This window comes from Flavobacterium zepuense (assembly GCF_007097145.1).
GTDB lineage: Bacteria > Bacteroidota > Bacteroidia > Flavobacteriales > Flavobacteriaceae > Flavobacterium > Flavobacterium zepuense.
Genome location: NZ_VJVZ01000014.1, coordinates 57927 through 79173 on the forward strand (window position 1 = coordinate 57927; position 21247 = coordinate 79173).

Sequence of the window (21247 nt, forward strand, 5' to 3'; positions counted from 1 at the left end):
ATTTTATCTTTCTTAAGATTGGCTTAAGAATTTTATAATGTTAAAATTATCTAAAAATAAATTTATATTCGCAAAAATTTATAAGATATTTTAATGAAAAGACTGTGGTACCTAAAATCTGTTTTTAATTTTATAGTAATAGGATTAATTATAACAACCCTGAGCAGGATTATCCTGTTTTCAATTTTTAGCAGCAGGATATTAGATACCCCTCAGTATTGGAAAGTTTTCCCCATAGGTATACGGTTCGACCTCATACTGTTATGCTACCTTTCTTTTCTTCCTTTTGCAATTATAACCTTTGTACCGGCGCGTTTTAGCAGGTATTACAAAGGTTTTTTAAATTTTTACTACACTCTGTTCTTAGTGCTGCTTTTGTTTATGGAGCTTGCAAGCCCAAACTTTATACAGCAATATGATACCAGGCCCAACAGGATATTTTTAGATTACTTAATGTATCCTAAAGAAGTAGTGGGTACGCTGTTTAAAAGCTACCTGCCATCAATAATCATAGCGGTTGTAGTGGTATCTGGCTTTATTTATGCATTGGTAAAAACCAGGAAGAAGCTTTTTGCAGTACCTTACGTATCTTACAAATCAAGGCTGATTATCTTCCCTCTGGCGGGTTTTCTCTTGTTTTTTGGAGCAAGGTCCAGCTTAACCTCAAAAAGGCCTATAAACGCAAGTAACGCCGTTTTTTCGTATGATCAGCTTACCAATTGCATGGGCTTAAATTCGTTTTATACTGTTGCCTTTGCGGGATACTGTTTAAAAAATGAAGGTGACGCTAAAAAAATGTACGGTAAGATGGATAAGGAAGAGGCCTATAACCGTGTAAAAAAATACATGACGGCACAACCGACAGATTTTACCGATGCTTCTAAGCCATTATTACATAACCAGTTGCCCGATAGCCTTAGCAACCAGAAATATAATGTAGTTATCTTTTTGCAGGAAAGCCTGGGTGCGGAATATGTGGGCAGCCTTGGTGGTTTGCCGCTTACGCCTGAGTTTGATAAGCTAACTAAAGAAGGCCTTTTGTTTACTAACCTTTATTGTACAGGCACCCGTAGTGTAAGGGGTATAGAGGCTGTAGTTACCGGGTTTTTACCATCACCGTCAGAAAGTGTGGTTAAGCTTAGTAAATCGCAGTCAGGTTTTTATACCCTGGCCGATCTTTTTAAACAAAGGGGTTACGATACCAGTTTTATTTATGGTGGTATGGCTAATTTTGATAATATGGCATCGTTTTTTAATGGTAATGGTTTTGAAGATATTGTAGATGAAGAGGATTTTGATGCCGATGGCAACAAATATGCTTTTAAAGGCACCTGGGGCTATAGCGATGAAGACCTGGTTACCAAAGCAAACGATTATTTTAAAAAGCAGGGCGGCAAACCGTTCTTTTCGTTAATGTTCTCTACATCTAACCACGAACCTTTTGAATTTCCAGACGGACGCATACAACTTCATGATAAACAAAAAACTACGGTTAATAATGCTATTAAATATGCCGATTTCTCGATAGGTAAATTTTTTGAGCTCGCTAAAAAAGAAGCTTATTTTAAAAACACCATTTTTGTTGTAATAGCCGATCATAACACCCGTACCTATGGTAAAAATCTGGTACCGGTAAATAAATTCCACATCCCGGCATTAATAATTGGGCCTAATGTGGTTAAAGGCAGTAAATACAGCAAATTGTGCAGCCAGATAGATATTGCGCCTTCTTTATTAGACATTGCAGGGATACGGGTGCAAACTCCTATGGCCGGCCGCGATATCTTTAAATTAAACGATGCTGTAAAAGGCAGGTCTATCATGCAGTTTCATGATATTAATGCCTTTAGGGTAGAAGACCAGGTGGTTATAATGCAGCCTTTTAAAGCACCATTGCAGTTTAAAATGATAAACGATACCGAAATGACCCCTGTACCTTTAGACCCTGAGCTGGCTAAAGATGCCCTGGCTCACGTTACGGCAGCCTATAATTTGTATAATGATGGAACCTACACCATACCACATAAAAAAGATACCGGCAATTAGCCGGTTTTTTTTTATGCCCTGTATTCTTCAAGCTGAATGGTAACTGCCTGTACATCGCCACCTATGGGCGGGTTAAGTTTAGATACGGCTAATATAATTTGCGATACCTGTGGCAACTCATTAAACACCCGTTGTACAATGCGTTTGGCCACATGCTCCAATAGTTTAGACCGGATGGCCATTTCTTCCATCACAATTTTATTAAGGTGCACGTAATCAACGGTATCTTCAAGCTCATCGCTATCCATCGATTTTCTCAGGTCGGCTTTAATCTCAAGGTCAACCGAATAATCCGACCCTATTTTGCTTTCTTCTACCAGGCAGCCGTGGTACGAAAAAGTGCGTATGTTCTTTAATTTTATAATTCCCATTTTATTTTAGTTTCTAAGTAGCGGAGTGGCAAAGTTACAAGAAGTCATAAAGTCTAAGGTCATAAAGTCGTAAAGAATTGCATCGGTAAATAAATCATAGTATTTGCTCTAATCTTTATAGACTTTCCACTTTATGACTTTATAGACTTTAGGACTATTTAATTACCTTTGCAATCTTATTTACAAAAGCTATGTCAACTGAAGAGCGATCGCTGAATTTTATTGAACAAATTATAGAAGAAGACCTGTCTAACGGCTTACCGGCAGATAAACTGCGTTTTCGTTTCCCACCGGAGCCTAACGGTTACCTGCACGTAGGCCATGCCAGTGCAATATGCCTTAATTTTGGCCTTGGCCTGCGTTATAATGCACCTGTAAACCTGCGTTTTGATGATACTAACCCTGCCAAAGAAGAGCAGGAATTTGTAGATGCCATTAAAAAAGACGTAGAATGGCTGGGTTATACCTGGGCCGAAGAGCGTTATGCCTCTGATTATTTTCAGGAGTTGTATGACTGGGCGGTTGAATTTATTAAAAGGGGAGTGGCTTATGTTGATAGCCAGAGCAGCGAAGATATGGCCAAACAAAAAGGCACACCTACGCAGCCGGGTACTAACAGCCCTAACAGGGATCGTTCCGTTCAGGAAAACCTGGACCTTTTTGAGAAAATGAGAAATGGTGAGTTTGAAGAAGGTACTTACGTGCTTAGGGCTAAGATAGATATGGCATCTACCAACATGCTTATGCGCGACCCTATTATGTACCGCATATTGCACAAGCACCACCACCGTACGGGCGTAAAATGGTCGATATACCCAATGTACGACTGGGCACATGGTGAAAGCGATTATATAGAGCAGATATCACATTCACTTTGTACGCTGGAGTTTTTACCTCACAGAGAATTATACGACTGGTTCTTAGACCAGATTTATGATAATAAAACCACACGCCCTAAACAGCGTGAGTTTGCCCGCCGTAACCTTAGCCACACCGTTGTTAGTAAGCGTAAGCTTATGCAATTGGTTCAGGAAAAACACGTTACCGGTTGGGACGACCCGCGTATGAGCACCATTAGCGGTATGAGGAGAAGGGGTTTTACACCGGCTTCTATCCGTAATTTTGCCGATACCATTGGCATTGCAAAACGCCAGAACCTTATAGATGTATCGTTATTAGAATTTTGCCTTAGGGAAGACCTAAATAAAACGGCACCACGTGTAATGGCTGTTTTAGACCCGGTTAAATTGGTAATTACCAACTATCCTGAAGGTAAAGAAGAATGGCTTGAAGCCGAAAATAATCCGGAAGACGAGTCGGCCGGTTTTAGGGAAGTTCCTTTTAGCAGGGAACTGTACATAGAGAAGGAAGACTTTATGGAGAATGCTAACAACAAATACTTCCGTTTAACCCTTGGTAAAGAAGTGCGCCTTAAAAACGCCTATATTATTAAAGGCGAAAGTGTTGTAAAAGATGTTGATGGCAATATTATCGAAATTCATGCTACTTATGATCCTGATACCCGCAGTGGCAGCGGTAGCGAGGCAAGCCAGCGTAAAGTAAAAGGCACCCTGCACTGGGTATCTGTACCGCATGCTGTTAAGGCAGAAGTTAGGATATACGACAGGTTATTTACTCACGAAAACCCGGATGGTGATAAAGATGTAGACTTTAAAGAATACATTAACCCTAACTCGTTACAGGTTATAACCGGTTATTTAGAGCCAAGCCTTAAAAGTGCCGAATCAGGTGAGCGTTTTCAGTTTCAGCGCCTTGGATATTTTTGTGTAGATAAAGATACTAATGCAGAGCAGCTCGTTTTTAACAAGACGGTTGGCCTTCGTGATACCTGGGCAAAAGTAGAAAGCAAAGAATAACAATATTTACATAGATTATTAAAAACTCCTGCTAATAGTGGGAGTTTTTTTGTTTTTTGAGATATTTTATAATGCTCTTTAAAATATTTCAAACGTTATCGTAATTATATTATTTAATTTACTAAATTTACAAATGTAAATAATACACTTATTATTTATATCTTATCATGTTACAATGAAAAGGATGATTTAATGCCGAAATGAGTAATTGCTTAGCCGCCCCTAATTACCATTCAGTTTTTTAGTGAAACGATACCTCAATAATTGCGGTGTTGCAACTATAGTGTTAATCAAACCTTTTTATTTTATGAAAAATCAAACCAATTATTCCGCTCAACAAAAAGTTAAGCAATTGTTTATTATTGCTTTATTAGCTATTACCGGCTGCCTATGGGCACAACCGGGAATTCACGACCCATCCAGTACTGTTAGAAATAACGATGGCAGGTACTGGCACTTTGCTACCGGTAATGGTATTTATACCATATCTTCTTCAACCACAAATTTTTCGAGCTGGCAAAACGAAAATACAGTTTTTCCTATAGGTACGTGGCCCGGCTGGATAGCTAACTACGTATCGGGTTTCGCGGGTAACTTTTGGGCGCCCGAAGTAATTAAAATAGGCAATACCTACTATTGCTATTACTCCTGCGCTGGCAATGGTGCAGCGGCTGCTATTGGCCTTGCCACCGCACCTAATCTTTCTGGCCCGTGGACGGATAAAGGCATAATCGTGGCAGCTAATAATGCCATAGACCCATCGGTTATTGTAGATGGTTCTACCATGTATATGGCTTATGGTAACTGGCAAACGGGTATTGATTTAATACAGCTAAACCCCAGCACAGGATTACGTTTAAACTCAAGCCTTTGGGATTTGGTTGCCGGTAGTGTAGAGGCTCCTTATATAATGAAGAACGGCAGCTATTATTATGTGTTTTTTCAAAGGGGTTTATGCTGTAGTGGTGTAAACTCAGGGTACTACACACAGGTTGGGCGCTCTACCAGTATTACAGGCCCGTTTTTAGATCAAAACGGCATTAGCCTTATGAATGACGGAGGCACTACTTTTTTACCCAATAAAAACGGCAGGTACATAGGCCCTGGCCATGTAGGGTACGGAGAATCAAGGCTTAGCTATCATTTTTATGATGGTAATGATAATGGCGCCCCTAAGTTAATGACGTCAACTTTAAGTTTTGTAAACGGTTGGCCGGTAGCGGGTACTGCCAGCCAGATTGTGCCTAATGGTACCTATAAGCTGGTAAATAGGGGCAGCGCTAAATATTTAGATAATTTAGGCTCTACAGTTAATGGCGCGGGTGTGGCACAATGGGCGTCAGGATCATCTAACAACCAGCGTTGGGTGCTAACGTATGCCGATGGTTATTATAAAATAAAATGCGTTTCGGGGGGTAAGTACCTTGATAATGTTAACAATACTGCCGATGGTTCGGCTGTGGCACAGTGGGATAGCAGCCCAAATTTTAACCAACAATGGTCTATTACCTCTGCCGGGCCTTATTACAAACTTACTAACAGGAGCAATGGTAAATGTATAGATACCGGTGGCCTTACTACCAATGGGTCGGTGTTGCAGTTTTGGTATAGTAATGTTAGTGTTAACCAGCAATGGACATTAGAATACATAAACAGTTCTACTGCAAAAATGGGTAATTTAACCGATGCTGATGAAACAAGTGAACCTGTTAATAACAAAAGTTTTTATGTGTGGCCAAACCCTGTTAACGGTAACCAGTTTGAAATTGTTAACAACGACAATGTTGCCGCCAATACCAAACTGGCTATTGTTAATATGTCCGGGCAAACGGTATATTCCCAGGACTTAGGAATTACAGAATCAGGAGTGTTTAGTTATACTATCGATATCTCTTCTTTTTCTAAAGGAATTTATTTTGTGAATTTAGAAAACGGATCGGAAACTAAAACAACTAAGCTTATCGTTAATTAATATTACTCTGCTTATATAAAGCATTCTTATGATTACTTGAGTGTATTATAAGAATGCTTTATTATTTAAAATAGTTATTGATTTAAAAAAGACATAGACACCACCTATCAAAAACGACCCTCTAAAATTGATTGTAACGCATTATTTTTTGTAGGAAATGATAAGGCCATCAGAGGTTTTAAAACACGCTTAAAACGGCTAATTTTCTTTTTTCACATACTTTAGCGTTCAATTAACTACATATTAACATCCTACAAATATTAAATCAGATACCTTTATAATAATTAAAGAAGTAATCAAAAAATATTAATTTTAAAAATTATAATTATGGCTGGTAAAACAGGAACAATAGTAGCTGTGCTTGCAGGCGCAGCAGTAGGTGCAGCAATAGGAATTTTATTTGCACCTGAAGAGGGAGCTAAAACAAGAAGAAAAATAAAAGACGGTGTAGGTAGCAAAGCAGATGAGATTAAAGACAAACTTGCTGAACTTACCGAAACCGTAAAAAGTAAATTTGGTGGCGCTAAACAAGATCTTGAAAGCGGCCTTGATACATTAGTAAGCAATGTAGAAGGTAAAGCAGATGATATTATTGCTACCTTAGAGAAAAAATTAGAGCAGCTTAAAAAAGGTGCCGACGTAGCATCTAAATAATATAAAACCCGGCTAATGGCATTTGAAGAAATAAAAGAAAACGCAGAAGATCTTAAAAATGAGGCCAAGAGGCTTATAGATGCTAATATTGCATATTATAAACTCTGGGGCTTTAAGATCGCAATGAAATCTACGGCATTGATGCTCAAGTTGTTTTTGCTTGCCACTATGCTCATGATCGTTACGTTGTTTCTTTCAATTGCCCTGGCGTTAGGCTTTGGCTACTGGTTTGATAATTTTGCCTACGGGTTTTTAACCGTAGGTTTAATTTACCTTGTACTTGCCATTGTGGTGTATAAAGTTCAGGACAAAATTGTTGAGGGCCCTTTGCTTTCGCAGTTTTCAAGGATATTATTAAAAAAATACGACTAAGCCATGAACACTAAAGTATATAGCACGTTTGACGAGATAAACAAGGAACTACAGATACTTAAAGTAGAAAAAGACCTTGCCTATGCCCGGTTTAAAAAAGACCTGGACCAAACTAAAGAGAGCCTGCAACCGGGTAATATAATTGGGGAAACCCCAAAAAAAATACTTGGAGTTTTAGGTGCCTTTAGCGGCCCAATAAAAAGTGCCCTGCTTACATTTCTTTTTAAAAAGATGTTTTAAGCAGTACTTAAACATAAAACTAAAGGCTTCCCGATTAAGGAAGCCTTTAGTTTTTATTTTTGTTTGGTTGCTGCTTTCTCAGCTTTCTTTTCTTTTTTGTAGGCTTTAAGTTCGGCTTTATCAATAAAAGAATCTTTGTTGGCATCTATGGCAGTAAAGTTTTCTTTCAGCTTTCCTTTGTCTGACTTATCAACTTCGGCTTTGCTTAATTTACCGTCTTTATCGGCATCAAGCGTATCAAACATTTTTACGTGATCGGGCTTTCCTTTAGTAACTTTTTCCTGGGCATTGGCCCCTGTTGTTGCAAATAACACTACAAGCATTATTGCGGCTAACCATTTAGTTTTCATAACGTAAGTTTTTAAATTGTTTATATATAAGACTTTTGTTTCACTTTAAGGTTTAATAATGGTTTAAATTTTAACTAAAGCATCCTTACACTTTATTCTCCGGTGGGGCAGGAGGGGTATCCTCATCCGGTTTATTTTCTGAAAGCTTGTGGTAATCAGGCCTGTCAAAACTTTCTTTAGGGGCACGTTTCTTAGCATTCTTCATAGCTTCGCCAACCTGGTTAGATGCCGTGAACGATGCCACCATGTTATTAAGCATATCGCTGCCCGCCTGTGGCGAATTTGGTAGCAGTATTAGGTTAGAGTTCGTATCGGCGCCAATAGCCTGTAGCGTATCATAATGCTGTGTAACCACAATAAGCGCCGAAGCTTCCTGGCTGTTAATACCCACTCTGTTTAGCACATCTACACTCTCTACAAGGCCACGGGCAATTTCGCGCCTTTGGTCGGCAATACCTTGTCCCTGTAATCTCTTGCTTTCAGCTTCAGCCTTAGCTTTGGCTACAATACGAATACGCTGTGCCTCGGCTTCGTACTCAGCAGCCGATTTCTCCCTGTCGGCCGCATTAATACGGTTCATGGCGTTTTTAACCTGTGGGTCGGGGTCTATATCAGTAATAAGAGTATTAATGATGTCATATCCATACGTAGTCATAGCCTCGTTAAGCTCACGTTTAACGGCAATAGCAATATCATCTTTACGCTCAAAAACGTCATCAAGCTTAAGCTTAGGTACTTCGGCACGAACTACATCAAACACGTAACTGGTGATCTGGTCGTGCGGGTATTCCAGTTTATAAAAAGCATCAAACACATTGGTTTGGATTACTTTAAACTGCACCGAAACCTTCATTTTTACAAACACGTTCTCTTTGGTCTTGGTTTCTATTATAACATCCAGCTGTTGGATCTTTAGGTTTATCCTGCCGGCAATTTTATCTACCACAGGTATTTTTAGCTGAAGCCCTGCATGGCGAATGCTCTGAAATTTACCAAAGCGCTCAACAATTACCGATGTTTGTTGCTTAACGGTAAAGAACGACGACAGGAAAATAAAGAATGCAAAAAACAGAAATACATAAATAGGAATGTTGTCCATAAGATTGGTTTTTAATTGAATGCGTTAATATACGATTTTATCAAACATAAAAAAACCTCCCGTTTGGGAGGCTTAGTATTATTTAAAGTTTGCTATTGCTTTTTGTATTCGGGCAAAGGTTTCTTCTTTACCAATAATTGACATTATATCGAATAGGTGAGGCCCTTTTAAAGCCCCTACAAGGCTTAATCGTAATGGTTGCATCACTTTGCCCATGCCAATGCCTTTTTCTTCAATCCAGGCCTTTGTAACGGCTTCTGTGTTATGCGAAGAGAAATCAAGCGTGTTTTCTAATACCGTAGCCAGTTCATTTAGTATTTCGCCGGTATCTTCTTTCCAGTTCTTGGCTGCTTTTTCATCATAGGTTGTTGGTGCCACAAAAAAGTAATCGCTCAGGTCCCAAAGCTCGCTGGCAAATGTAGCACGCTCTTTAACCAGGCCAACAATAGTTGTAACATCTTCAATATGCCAGTTAATGCCTTTTTGCAACAGTATGTGCGACAAACCTTTTGCAAGGGTTGCGTTATCCTGCCTGCCAAAATACTGGTGGTTAAACCATTTGTTTTTCTCCGGGTCAAACTTAGCGCCTGCTTTGTGTACCCTTTCAAGATCAAAAAGTAAAACCAGTTCATCTAAGGTAAACAGCTCCTGGTCGGTACCCGGGTTCCAGCCCAATAAGGCAAGGAAGTTAACAACGGCATCGGGCAGGTAACCCTGCTCGCGGTAACCCATAGATTTTGTACCGTCAGCGTTTGTCCACTCCAACGGGAAAACTGGGAAGCCCAGCTTATCACCATCGCGTTTAGAAAGTTTACCGTTACCAACCGGCTTTAATATTAGCGGCAGGTGGGCAAATAGGGGAGCCTCCCAGCCAAAAGCTTTGTAAAGCAGTTCGTGCAGCGGCATACTCGGCAGCCACTCTTCGCCACGAATAACGTGGGTGGTTTCCATAAGGTGATCGTCTACAATATTGGCCAGGTGATAGGTTGGCATACCATCGCTTTTAAACAACACTTTATCATCAAGCAAATTAGTATCAAACTTAATATCACCACGAATTATATCATTAAGGAACAAAGTCTCGCCAACAGGAGTCTTAAAACGTATAACATACTCATCGCCATTGGCAATGCGCTGCTGTGTTTCTTCGGCAGGAATGTTAAGTGAGTTATCTAATGTTCCACGATTGCCATGGTTGTAAATAAAGGTTTTGCCATCGGCTTCGTCTTTTTTACGCAGCTCATCTAACGATTCTGCCGTATCAAAAGCGTAATAGGCCCAGCCACTGTCTAAAAGTTGCTGTGCATATTGTTTGTAAATTTCTTTACGCTCGCTCTGGCGGTAGGGGCCGTAGTTGCCCTCTTTGCCCACGCCTTCATCAAACGGAATGCCGCACCAGTTAAGCGCTTCTATAATGTATTCTTCTGCACCGGGTACAAAACGGTTTTGGTCGGTGTCTTCTATCCTAAGGTAAAAAGTACCGCCATGTTTTTTGGCAAATAAATAATTAAAAAGGGCTGTCCTTACACCGCCTATGTGTAAAGGGCCTGTAGGGCTGGGTGCAAAACGCACACGAACTGGCTTAGACATTGTTGATAAGTTTGTTTTAATGTGCAAAGATAGGGGAATCTGTGGATGCTTCGATTTGTGGATGTGTTGATTTGTTGATTCGTGGATGCGTTAATTTGGTTATTTGTCAAACAAGGACACCTTATTGATTTAACTGCCTGGCTTTACCACACTGGTTCTACACAAATTACCAAATCAACAAATCATCAAATTAACTAATTCGACATCCCCGAATTAACAATATTGCATTAATTAAAATTGTATTTTTAGCGGTTATTAACAATACACGCTATTTATAAACATTTTGGAAGCAAAAAACATCATATACGCCAAGCTCGAAAGCTTTATAAAAAAGTACTACACTAACGAACTTATTCGTGGGTCTATCTTTTTTGTGGGCATAGGGTTACTCTATTTAATAGCCACGCTGCTTGTAGAATATTTTTTATGGCTGCCCAGCAGCGGCCGTGTAGCCCTGTTTTGGGTGTTTATTGTGGTAGAGCTGTTTTTGCTGTTCAGGTTTATACTGTTCCCGCTGTTTAAATTATTTAAACTGCAAAAGGGTATTGACTATAAACAGGCATCGGCTATTATCGGCAGCCACTTTAGCGAGGTAAAAGATAAGCTTACCAATTTTTTACAACTGTCGTATGAGCCACAGCAGTCGGAATTGCTTTTAGCCTCTATAGAACAAAAAGCCAACAGCCTGCAGCCTGTACCATTTACCAATGCCGTAAATTTTAAAAAGAATGTAAAATACGTGCCGTATGCTGCCGTACCCTTATTGCTGATATTGTTCTTTATGCTAAGCGGCAACTCGGCCGTGCTTACCAAAAGTTTTGATAGGGTTGTGCATTACGATACCCACTATGCCCCGCCGGCGCCTTTTGAATTTATAGTGGTTAACAACCCGCTTATGGCGCAGCAGGATACCGACTTTGTTCTTGAAGTAAAAACACGTGGAACAGTAATACCGGAAAATGCCATGATTACCATTGGCAACGAAAATTATTACCTGGAGACGGTTAAGCCGGGCGTGTTTACCTATAAATTTGAGCGCCCCACTAAAAATATAAATTTTGAGCTTAAGGCTAACGATGTTACATCGCAGCCGTATGAGCTAAACGTAGTAGCCGTACCTACCATCGCTAATTTTGAAATGACCTTACAGTTTCCCGATTACCTTGGCAAAAAAGCCGAAGTAATAAAAGGATCGGGTAATGCGGTGGTGCCGGAAGGTACTAAGGTAACCTGGAAAATTGATGCCCTTGCCACCAATGCTATCGAGTGGAGCAGCAATGGGAGCACCTCTAACTTCATTTCGGGCGAAAATGGCTTCTCATTATCAAAATCGATACTACAAAACACAGATTACCAAATATATACATCAAATAATAAGATAAAACACCACGATAAATTGCAATATCAGATAACAACCATTAAAGATCAGTACCCAACCATTGCCGTACAGAGCGCCCCAGATAGTTTAAAGCTGAAAAAGGAGATTTTACTGGGTCAGGTTTCGGATGATTATGGGTTGACAAAGTTACAGGTGGTATACTACCCGCAGGATAACCCCGATGCTGCAAAGCGTGCCGGCCTTCCTGTAAAGCGCGAAGCAGTAGACCGTTTTTATTATACTTTTCCTGATGGGCTAACCATTAAGGATGGTGTTAACTACGAATATTATTTTGAGGTTTTTGATAATGATGCCGTGCACAATTACAAGAGCAGCAAGTCGTCGGTTTTCTCGCACAGGGAGCTTACCCAGGATGAGCAGCAAGAGCAGGTATTGCAGGAGCAAAACAGCAACATAAACAGTTTAGAGAAATCCATCAAGAACCAGGACAAGCAGCTTAGCGAGTTAGACAAGCTTCAAAAAATGGGCAAAGAAAAGTCCAACATGGATTTTAAAGACCAGAAAAAAATCCAGGATTTTATTAACCGCCAGCAACAGCAGGACGAGATGATGAAGGAATTTTCTAAAAAACTGGAAGATAACCTGGAGCAGTTTCAGCCGGAAAAGAAAGACGAGTTTAAGGAAGAACTGATGAAGCGCCTTGAAAAGAATGAAAAAGAAGCAGAGAAGAATAAGAAACTTTTAGACGAGTTAAAAGAGCTTACCAACAAACTTAAGGAAGAAGAATTGTTTGATAAGGTAGACCAGCTTAAACAGCAATCTAAAAACAATAAGAAAAACCTGGAGCAGCTGGTAGAGCTTACCAAGCGTTTTTATGTAGAAAAGAAAGCCGAGCAGCTTGCTGATAAACTTGAAAAGCTTGCCGATAAGCAGGACAAGCTATCGGAAGATAAAGACAACAATGCCCAAAAGCAGGATGCAATAAACAAGGAATTTGACAAGATGCAGCAGGAAATGCGCGACCTTGAAAAGCAAAATGAAGAACTTAAAAAACCTATGGATATCCCTACCGATGAAAAGCAGGAGGAGAGTATAGAAAAGGATATGGAAAAGGCTAAGGAAGAACTGGAAAAACCGGGAGATGACCAAAAGCCTAAAAAGGATAAAGCTAAGCCTAAGCAAAAATCGGCTGCCCAAAAGATGAAACAAATGGGCGAAAAGATGGCTATGGAAATGGATGGCGGCGAAATGGAACAGATGGAGGAGGATGTAAAAATGCTGCGCCAGATATTAGACAACCTCTTGGCTTACTCATTTTCTCAGGAAGATGTTATGGGCCAGTTTAAGGGTTCTAATAACCGTACGGCTAATTTTGCTAAGTACCTAAAAAGGCAGCAGGACCTTAAACTTCAGTTTGGCCATGTAGATGACAGCCTTTTTGCAATGTCGTTGCGTAACCCAAAAATAACCGAAGAGATAACTAAAGAGGTGGGTAACGTGCATTATTATGTAGATAAAGCTTTGGCTGATCTTGCCGATAACGTTGTGCCACGTGGGGTATCTAACCAGCAATATGCCATAACATCGGCTAATAAATTGGCCGACTTTTTGAGTGATGCGCTTAACAGTATGCAAATGCAGCTTAACGGTTCCGGCCAGGGGCAGGGTAAAGGCAAAGGCAAGAATGGCGAGAGTTCAGATCCGCAGCTGTCGGATATCATCCAAAAGCAAAAAGGGTTGGGTCAAAAAATGCAGGACGGTATGTCGCCCGGAGCTAAACCCGGAGAGGGACAGCCCGGCGGACAACCGGGTCAGAAGCCCGGCGGTCAGGGAGGCCAGGGAGAAGGTGGAGAGGGCAGTGAGGGCGATGCCGGTAAACTACTTGAGATTTATAAAGAACAGCAGGAGCTACGCGAGCAATTGCAGCGCGCTTTAGAGAAAGAAGGTATGGGTGGCAATGGCCAGGCCGCCATGAGGCAGATGAAGGATATAGAAAAGCAATTGCTTAATAAAGGGTTTAATGCCCAAACGATGCAAAAGATGCAGAACCTAAACCATGAGTTACTCAAGCTTGATAAAGCTATGAAACAACAGGGCGAAGAGAATAAAAGGCAAAGCCAAACCAACAAGAAGGAGTTTAACAACACAGCTGCGCAACTGCCTGAGGCACTAAAAGAATATTTAAATAGCGTAGAGATTTTAAATAGACAAACCTTACCTTTGCGCCCAAATTTTAACCAAAAGGTGCAAACCTATTTTAAGAAGAATGATTAGTTTTAATTACGAGAATGATTTTGAGCTTAACGATGAAGCTAAGTATGAAGAGTGGATATCTGAAATTATAGATTCAGAGGATAAGACGGAAGGCGAAATCAATTACATATTTTGTAACGACGATTACCTTTTAGAAATGAACATTGAGTTTTTAAACCACGATACACTTACCGATATTATAAGCTTTGATTACTCTATGGGTAACCTTATTAGCGGCGATATCTTTATTTCTACCGAAAGAGTAAAGGATAATGCAGTTGATTTCAACGTTTCGTTTGAAGAAGAATTAAAGCGCGTTATGGCGCATGGTGTATTGCACTACTGTGGCTACAAGGATAAATCTGAAGATGATTCTAAGGTAATGCGCGTTAAAGAAGAAGAGAAGATTGCTCTGTTCCACGTGGAACAGTAGTTAAACCTCTCTTTCAAACATATAGTTTGTTCCACGTGGAACAACTATTTTTTACTGTAAGTTTTATAATCGTTCCACGTGGAACAATGAGAGGAAGAATATAATGTTTAATGAAGTTTATGATGTTATAGTGGTTGGCGCAGGGCACGCAGGTAGCGAAGCTGCTGCGGCTGCGGCTAACATGGGCTCTAAAACCTTACTGGTTACAATGAGCCTGCAAAACATAGCCCAAATGTCGTGCAACCCTGCAATGGGGGGTATAGCAAAGGGGCAAATTGTACGCGAAATTGATGCGCTTGGTGGTTACTCAGGTATTGTTTCAGACAAGACTGCGATCCAGTTCAGGATGCTCAACAAGTCAAAAGGGCCTGCCATGTGGAGCCCACGTGTACAGAGCGACCGTATGCGTTTTGCCGAAGAGTGGAGGCTGATGCTGGAGCGTACACCTAACCTTGATTTTTACCAGGAAATGGTGTCGGGCATTATAATCGAAGATGGCAAAGTAAAGGGTATCCGTACCTCATTAGGTATCGAGATCAAAGCCAAATCGGTTGTGCTTACCAACGGCACGTTCCTGAACGGGCTCATCCATATCGGAGAGAAACAGTTTGGCGGGGGCAGGGCAGGAGAGAGTGCTGCCTATGGCATTACCGAAGATCTTGTTCGTGCAGGGTTTGAAAGTGGCCGTATGAAGACCGGTACACCACCACGTGTAGATGGAAGATCGTTAGATTATTCTAAAATGATAGAGCAGCCCGGTGATGTAAACCCGGATAAATTCTCTTACATGGATATAACGCAGCCCCTAAAGGAGCAGCGTTCCTGTTACATGACGTATACCTCTCAACTGGTGCACGACATCCTTAAAGAAGGGTTCGACAGGTCGCCTATGTTTAATGGGCGTATCAAAAGCCTTGGCCCGCGTTATTGCCCAAGCATAGAAGATAAGATAAACCGCTTTGCCGATAAAGACCGCCACCAACTTTTTGTAGAGCCGGAGGGCTGGAACACGATAGAGGTGTATGTAAACGGCTTTTCAACCTCCCTTCCGGAGGATGTTCAGTTTAAGGCACTGTGCAGCGTAGAGGGCTTTGAGAAGGTAAAATTCCTTCGTCCCGGCTACGCTATAGAGTACGATTACTTTCCGCCAACCCAGCTTAAGCATTCGCTTGAAACCAAACTGGTAGAAGGATTGTATTTCGCCGGACAGATTAATGGCACTACCGGTTACGAAGAGGCAGCATCGCAGGGCTTAATGGCGGGTATTAATGCCAGCTTGAAAGTACAGGGTAGGGATCCTTTTATTCTTAAACGTAATGAGGCTTACATAGGTGTTCTTATAGACGACCTTATCACTAAAGGCACCGAAGAGCCGTACCGTATGTTTACTTCCCGCGCCGAATATCGTACATTACTACGCCAGGATAATGCCGATTTCAGGTTAACGCCATTGTCGTATAAAATTGGATTGGCTAAAGAAGACCGTCTTCGCCGTATGGAAAAGAAACGCGATGCGAGCGATGCGTTTGTAAACTTCTTTAAAGAAACCAGCGTTACAGTTGCAGAGGCAAACCCTATATTGGAAGCCAAAGAATCAAGCCCAATTGTACAGGCGGATAAAATGTTCAAGGTATTCTCACGTCCGCAGATTGACTTGGAAGACATCCTTAAATTTGAAAAGGTTCAGGAATATGTTGCAGAGCACAACCTGGATAGGGAAGTGATAGAGCAGGCTGAAATACAGGTTAAATATTCGGGTTATATAGAAAAAGAAAAAAACAATGCTGATAAGCTTAACAGGCTTGAGGATGTAAAAATCCCGGCCGACTATGATTATTCTAAAATAAAATCATTGTCGTATGAAGCGAGGGAGAAGCTTAAAAATATAAGGCCAGTAACCATATCGCAGGCATCCCGCATTAGCGGTGTATCGCCAAGCGATGTGTCAGTACTGTTAATCCATATGGGGCGATGAGAAAATTGTTTCACGTGGAACGTATAATAAAACCCCTTTTTTCTATAAAAGGGTTTTTGGCATTAATGCTCGTGGGGTATTTAGTAACCTCGTGCATTACACCAAGGCATACGGTAGAAATTAATGATTATATTTTAGTACCCAATGGCAAACCGGTTTTGGGCAGGGAAAAAGGCCTTACCGCTTTTGTTTTTGAAAACAATCCACGTAAAATGGTTTTTGCACAGTTTCTTGCCAACAAATATAATGTAGGCAAATATACCGAGGTTGAATACTGGACAGATATAGACGGCCATCGACTTAAGGTAATGCTGTACGAGAATGCCGAATTTGAAAAATATTTTGATGCATCAGAATATATGGTAACCAATGTAGAGCCCGATATAAATATTGTAGGATCGCGGGCAAAGTTCATTGCCCTCTCGGTAATGTCTGAAACTAACGACGATTGCCTTGCCGATGACTCGCTGTACAAAAATATTGTTACCAATTACCTTAAAAGTTTAAAAGACGAATACAACAACCTATAAATGGATTTTAAAGACGCTACTGTTTACATTACTGTAAAAGATCATTCTGTTTCCGGTGAAACATTTCAGCTCCTGCTTAACGAGGAGCTTCAGCTTTTAAAAACGCATCCGCAGCCTTTATCAGATGATCTGAGTCGTTACTATGACAGTGACGATTACATATCGCATACTGATGGTAAACGATCGCTGTTTGAAAAGCTGTACCATGTAGTAAAAGAAAAAGCCCTCCGCGATAAAGTAAAGCTTATAGAGAACTTTCACGCGGCTAAAGGCAATTTACTGGATATTGGTGCCGGTACCGGAGATTTTTTAGTAGAGGCTAAATATCACGGCTGGTCGGTTATTGGGATAGAGCCAAGCGCAAAGGCTAAAGCCCTGGCACAATCGAAACAAATACGTTTTGCCGAAAGCCTCGCGGAAATAGAAGACCACACTATGGATGTCATTACAATGTGGCATGTACTGGAACACGTTCCTGATATTGAAAGCCACATAGCCGAATTAAAGCGTGTTCTTAAACCGGATGGGGTTATTGTTATTGCGGTGCCTAATTATAATTCGCATGATGCAAAACATTATGGCATTTATTGGGCTGCCTATGATGTACCAAGGCACCTTTGGCATTTTAGTAAAACGGCCATTAAAAAACTTTTTGCAGTACAGGAGTTGGAGCTGATAAAAATCCTGCCAATGAAATTTGACAGTTTTTATGTGAGCCTGCTATCTGAAAAATATAAAACCGGAAAAATGAACTTTTTTAAAGGTTTTATTAACGGATTACGCTCTAACATGAAAGCGAAGAAAAATTTGGAATATTCATCGCATATATACGTGCTAAAAAACGCTAAAAATTAAAATAAAGCGATTTCTGAACGTTTCACGCGGAACAACAGGGCTTTTGTTGCTGAAATTTTAAAAATCGCTTAGAGGGCTTTATTTAAAGCCGGTTTTGATTTAATAAATTGATAGTGTCATCAATATCCATAAATAAAAATTATACCGTAAAAATTAATAAAAAACAATGATTTTGGTAGGTTGTAAGGATTTGTTACATTTACCAAAAATTATAAAACTTAAATTCAGGAAATGAAAAAATCGTTAATACTACTTGGCCTTTCTCTTGCACTATTTTCATGTAATAATGATAAAGGCACTGCTGCTTCCGGTTTTAAAACAGCGTATGTAGATACCTCTAAATTATCTAAAGAGTACGAAGCGTTTAAAGACCTTGAAACACAAAGCAAAGTTAAGCAGGAAGAAATGGGCAGGGGCCTTAGCGCAAAAGAACAACAATTAAGGCTTGATGCTGCAAGTTTTCAGAACGAAGCCCGTGCTAAAGGTGAGCAGTGGGCACAGGTTAAAATGCAGGAGCTACAGGAAAGGCAAAGAAACCTGGGCATAGAGCAGGAAACCATTATAAAACAGCTTCAGGAAGAGTTTGGTGCTAAAAACGACAGCGCTGTAAGCAAAATGAAGAAGTACATTAAAGATTACGGCAAGAAAAACGGTTACGATTACATATACGGCAGTGGCGATGTTGCTACAAGCATTATATACGCTAAAGACGGTTACGACCTTACAGATGAAGTACTTAAAGGCCTAAACAGCGAATATAAAAGTTCTGCACCTGCAAAACCGGCTGTAGCTCCGGCAGCAGAAGCTGAAAAAAAATAATTTACTCTGTTTAAATAGTTTATAAAATGCTTCCCATTTGCGGAAGCATTTTTTTTAGCATTACACAATAATTTTTTGTAAAAATCATTATTTTTCACACCGCAAATTATACCCATTATGGAAGATATTTCGGCAGCAGCCTCTTACGCTTTACGCTTTATAAATCAGACTAACAGGTCGGTATTTTTAACCGGTAAGGCGGGTACGGGCAAAACTACGCTGCTAAAAGAGATCATCCGTACCACGCACAAAAACGTGGTGGTAGTGGCACCAACCGGTATCGCCGCGCTAAATGCAGGCGGAGTTACCATACACTCCATGTTTCAGCTGCCGTTTGCGGGTTTTTTACCTACGCACAGCCAGCCGCCGCATTTTTCTGATACTGTGCGCTTTGAGACGAAAGACAGCCTTCGCCGCCACTTTGCCATGCGTGCTGAAAAGAAATCGGTTATCCTGAATATGGAACTGCTGGTGATTGATGAAGTAAGTATGCTTCGCGCCGATTTGTTAGATGCTATTGACTATATGCTGCGCAGCATCCGCCATAAAAATATGGCGTTTGGCGGGGTGCAGGTGCTCTATATTGGTGATTTGCTACAGCTGCCGCCTGTAGTGCGTAATGAAGAATGGGCCGTACTGCAAAACTATTACAGGGGCAAGTTCTTTTTCCACTCGCAGGTGGTGCAGCACAACCCGCCGGTGTACATAGAGCTGGATAAAATTTACCGCCAAACCGATGCCCGCTTTATAGGTGTGCTTAATAACCTGAGGAACAATATTATAACTAATGATGACCTTAAGGTGCTTAACGAATTTGTTAACCCCAACTTCGACCTTAAGAACAACCAGGGCTACATTACCCTTACTACACACAATGCCAAGGCCGATGCCATGAACGCCACCGCACTGGATGAGCTTGATGGCAAGGAGCATTTTTACGTACCTGAAATTGTAGACGATTTCCCGGAGAAACTATACCCCGTAGAGCATACGCTAAGGCTGAAGGTAGGGGCACAGGTAATGTTCGTTAAAAACGACCTTTCGCCAGAAAAGCGTTATTTTAATGGTAAGATAGGGGTAATCAAGTCGTTATCTAAAGAAGAGGTACTGGTGCATTTTCCTGAAGATAACATTACCATTGAGGCCGAACGTTACGAGTGGCAAAATGTGCGCTACGTGGTAGATGACATTACCAAAGAAATAAAAGAAGATATACTGGGCACGTTCGTGCATTACCCGCTTAAGCTGGCGTGGGCCATAACAGTACACAAGAGCCAGGGCCTAACGTTTGACAAAGCTGTGCTTGATGTATCGCAGGTTTTTATGCCGGGGCAGGCTTACGTTGCTTTATCGCGTTTACGTTCGTTAAACGGGCTTATTTTGCTTTCTCCGATGCGTATGAACGGCATTAGCAATGATGCCGACGTGATGGACTATGCCAGCGGCAAGGCCGGCGAAGATGAAATGGAGCATTCGCTACAGCGTGAAACCGTAAACTTTGTAGGTAACTTTTTAAAGGACAGCTTTGACTGGCAGGACCTTGCCACGCTTTGGCAAAAGCATAAGATGAGCTACCTGCACGAGGGCGAAAAATCGGTTAAGCACCGCTATCGCGAGTGGGCGTACCGCCAGGAAGACAACATACATAATGTGCTGGATGCATCGGGTAAGTTCATGAAGCAGCTGGACAGCCTTTTTGCACAGCAAGAGGTTGATATGGCGTTTGTAAACGAGCGTATTTTAAAAGCGGTTGACTATTTTTTCCCGGCGATGGACAGCATGGCCACAGGCCTGTACAGTAAAATGGAGGAGGTAGTGCGCCTTAAACGCGCCAAGGCTTTTTTTGAAGAACTGGCCGAACTGGAGGAACTGCAAACCGCAGCGCTGATGCGGTTGTTAAAATCGAAACGGCTTATGGAGGTGGTGCTTGCCGGCGAAACTATTAGTAAAGAGAGCCTTATAACGGCACAGATACAAAATTACCGCAAAAATAAAATTGAGGATATAAGGGCTATAATGCGTGCCAACCCAACCACCATTGTTGAGGAAGAAGGGGAGGACTACACCGCACAGCGCTATGCCCCTAAAAAGAAAAAGACCGGCGAGCCTAAAAAGACCACGCTGGAGGAAACGTATGACCTGTGGAAACAAAACCTTACCGTAGCCCAGATAGCCGAAAGGCGCAAACTTACCGAGACTACCATTTTAAGCCACTTTGCAGGCCTTATACAAACGGGTAAAGCCATTATTGAGGATGTACTGGCGCAAGATAAGATTGAGGCGCTAAGGGAGGCTTTTATTGGTTTTGACGGCGAATCGCTTAACGGGTTAAAAGAAAAATACGGTGACCGCTTTACATGGGGCGAACTCAGGCTTTACAAAGCCGGGCTGGGCGTAACAAAATAAGCCGCCCTGTTTAGGACGGCTTAATAGGCTTTATATTCTAAAATTATACCTACAAGGTCTCAAAGA

The 21247-nt window shown here is 41.1% G+C and carries 17 protein-coding genes; 13 read left to right on the top strand and 4 right to left on the bottom strand.

Annotated elements, in window-relative coordinates; translation table 11 throughout:
• Positions 1 to 93 precede the first annotated feature (93 nt).
• Positions 94 to 2046, top strand: a complete 1953-nt coding sequence (locus FMM05_RS18470) for an LTA synthase family protein (protein WP_143374909.1) — start codon at positions 94 to 96, stop codon at positions 2044 to 2046.
• Between the two features lie 11 nt (positions 2047 to 2057).
• On the opposite strand, the gene folB is transcribed toward FMM05_RS18470, so the two are convergent.
• The gene (gene folB / locus FMM05_RS18475; RefSeq protein ID WP_143374910.1) at positions 2058 to 2417 is read right to left on the bottom strand and encodes a dihydroneopterin aldolase; all 360 of its coding nucleotides are present in this window, start codon (positions 2415 to 2417) and stop codon (positions 2058 to 2060) included.
• A 191-nt stretch (positions 2418 to 2608) separates the two neighbouring features.
• On the opposite strand from folB, the gene FMM05_RS18480 reads away from it, so the two are divergent.
• The 5 genes from FMM05_RS18480 to FMM05_RS18500 all read left to right on the top strand — a co-directional run bounded on the left by FMM05_RS18480 (position 2609) and on the right by FMM05_RS18500 (position 7532).
• A complete protein-coding gene (locus FMM05_RS18480) occupies positions 2609 to 4294 on the top strand; it encodes a glutamine--tRNA ligase/YqeY domain fusion protein (protein ID WP_143374911.1) in 1686 nt (561 codons plus the stop codon).
• Between the two features lie 307 nt (positions 4295 to 4601).
• A complete protein-coding gene (locus FMM05_RS18485) occupies positions 4602 to 6266 on the top strand; it encodes a family 43 glycosylhydrolase (RefSeq protein ID WP_143374912.1) in 1665 nt (554 codons plus the stop codon).
• 327 nt (positions 6267 to 6593) lie between these two features.
• Positions 6594 to 6920, top strand: a complete 327-nt coding sequence (locus FMM05_RS18490) for a YtxH domain-containing protein (RefSeq protein ID WP_143374913.1) — start codon at positions 6594 to 6596, stop codon at positions 6918 to 6920.
• 15 nt (positions 6921 to 6935) lie between these two features.
• Positions 6936 to 7292 carry a competence protein gene (locus tag FMM05_RS18495; protein WP_143374914.1) on the top strand — a complete coding sequence of 119 codons (357 nt, stop codon included), beginning with the start codon at positions 6936 to 6938 and terminating at the stop codon, positions 7290 to 7292.
• 3 nt (positions 7293 to 7295) lie between these two features.
• Complete coding sequence (locus FMM05_RS18500) at positions 7296 to 7532, top strand: DUF6327 family protein (protein WP_143374915.1); 237 nt, start codon at positions 7296 to 7298, stop codon at positions 7530 to 7532.
• A 53-nt stretch (positions 7533 to 7585) separates the two neighbouring features.
• Here the strand turns inward: FMM05_RS18500 and FMM05_RS18505 are convergent, their stop codons facing one another.
• From FMM05_RS18505 to gltX, 3 genes are all read right to left on the bottom strand, one after another.
• Positions 7586 to 7882, bottom strand: a complete 297-nt coding sequence (locus FMM05_RS18505) for a hypothetical protein (RefSeq protein WP_143374916.1) — start codon at positions 7880 to 7882, stop codon at positions 7586 to 7588.
• A gap of 85 nt (positions 7883 to 7967) precedes the next feature.
• Positions 7968 to 8981: an SPFH domain-containing protein gene (locus tag FMM05_RS18510; RefSeq protein WP_143374917.1), complete on the bottom strand. Its 1014-nt coding sequence runs from the start codon at positions 8979 to 8981 to the stop codon at positions 7968 to 7970.
• 78 nt (positions 8982 to 9059) lie between these two features.
• A complete protein-coding gene (gltX, locus tag FMM05_RS18515) occupies positions 9060 to 10571 on the bottom strand; it encodes a glutamate--tRNA ligase (RefSeq protein ID WP_143374918.1) in 1512 nt (503 codons plus the stop codon).
• 283 nt (positions 10572 to 10854) lie between these two features.
• On the opposite strand from gltX, the gene FMM05_RS18520 reads away from it, so the two are divergent.
• The 7 genes from FMM05_RS18520 (at position 10855) to FMM05_RS18550 (ending at position 21181) form a co-directional block, all read left to right on the top strand.
• A complete protein-coding gene (locus tag FMM05_RS18520) occupies positions 10855 to 14184 on the top strand; it encodes a DUF4175 family protein (RefSeq protein ID WP_143374919.1) in 3330 nt (1109 codons plus the stop codon).
• Positions 14177 to 14596, top strand: a complete 420-nt coding sequence (gene ybeY / locus FMM05_RS18525; protein ID WP_143374920.1) for an rRNA maturation RNase YbeY — start codon at positions 14177 to 14179, stop codon at positions 14594 to 14596. The genes FMM05_RS18520 and ybeY overlap by 8 nt, the downstream gene beginning before the upstream one ends.
• Before the next feature lie 103 nt (positions 14597 to 14699).
• A complete protein-coding gene (mnmG, locus tag FMM05_RS18530) occupies positions 14700 to 16571 on the top strand; it encodes a tRNA uridine-5-carboxymethylaminomethyl(34) synthesis enzyme MnmG (RefSeq protein ID WP_143374921.1) in 1872 nt (623 codons plus the stop codon).
• Between the two features lie 14 nt (positions 16572 to 16585).
• Positions 16586 to 17101 (top strand): hypothetical protein, encoded by a 516-nt coding sequence (locus FMM05_RS18535; protein WP_143374922.1) that lies wholly within the window; start codon positions 16586 to 16588, stop codon positions 17099 to 17101.
• Entirely contained in the window at positions 17102 to 17956 is an 855-nt protein-coding gene (locus tag FMM05_RS18540; RefSeq protein ID WP_143374923.1) for a class I SAM-dependent methyltransferase, read from the top strand. It abuts the gene before it with no gap.
• A gap of 231 nt (positions 17957 to 18187) precedes the next feature.
• Positions 18188 to 18775 carry an OmpH family outer membrane protein gene (locus FMM05_RS18545; RefSeq protein ID WP_143374924.1) on the top strand — a complete coding sequence of 196 codons (588 nt, stop codon included), beginning with the start codon at positions 18188 to 18190 and terminating at the stop codon, positions 18773 to 18775.
• A gap of 117 nt (positions 18776 to 18892) precedes the next feature.
• Entirely contained in the window at positions 18893 to 21181 is a 2289-nt protein-coding gene (locus FMM05_RS18550) for a helix-turn-helix domain-containing protein (protein ID WP_143374925.1), read from the top strand.
• The last annotated feature ends 66 nt before the right edge of the window (positions 21182 to 21247 follow it).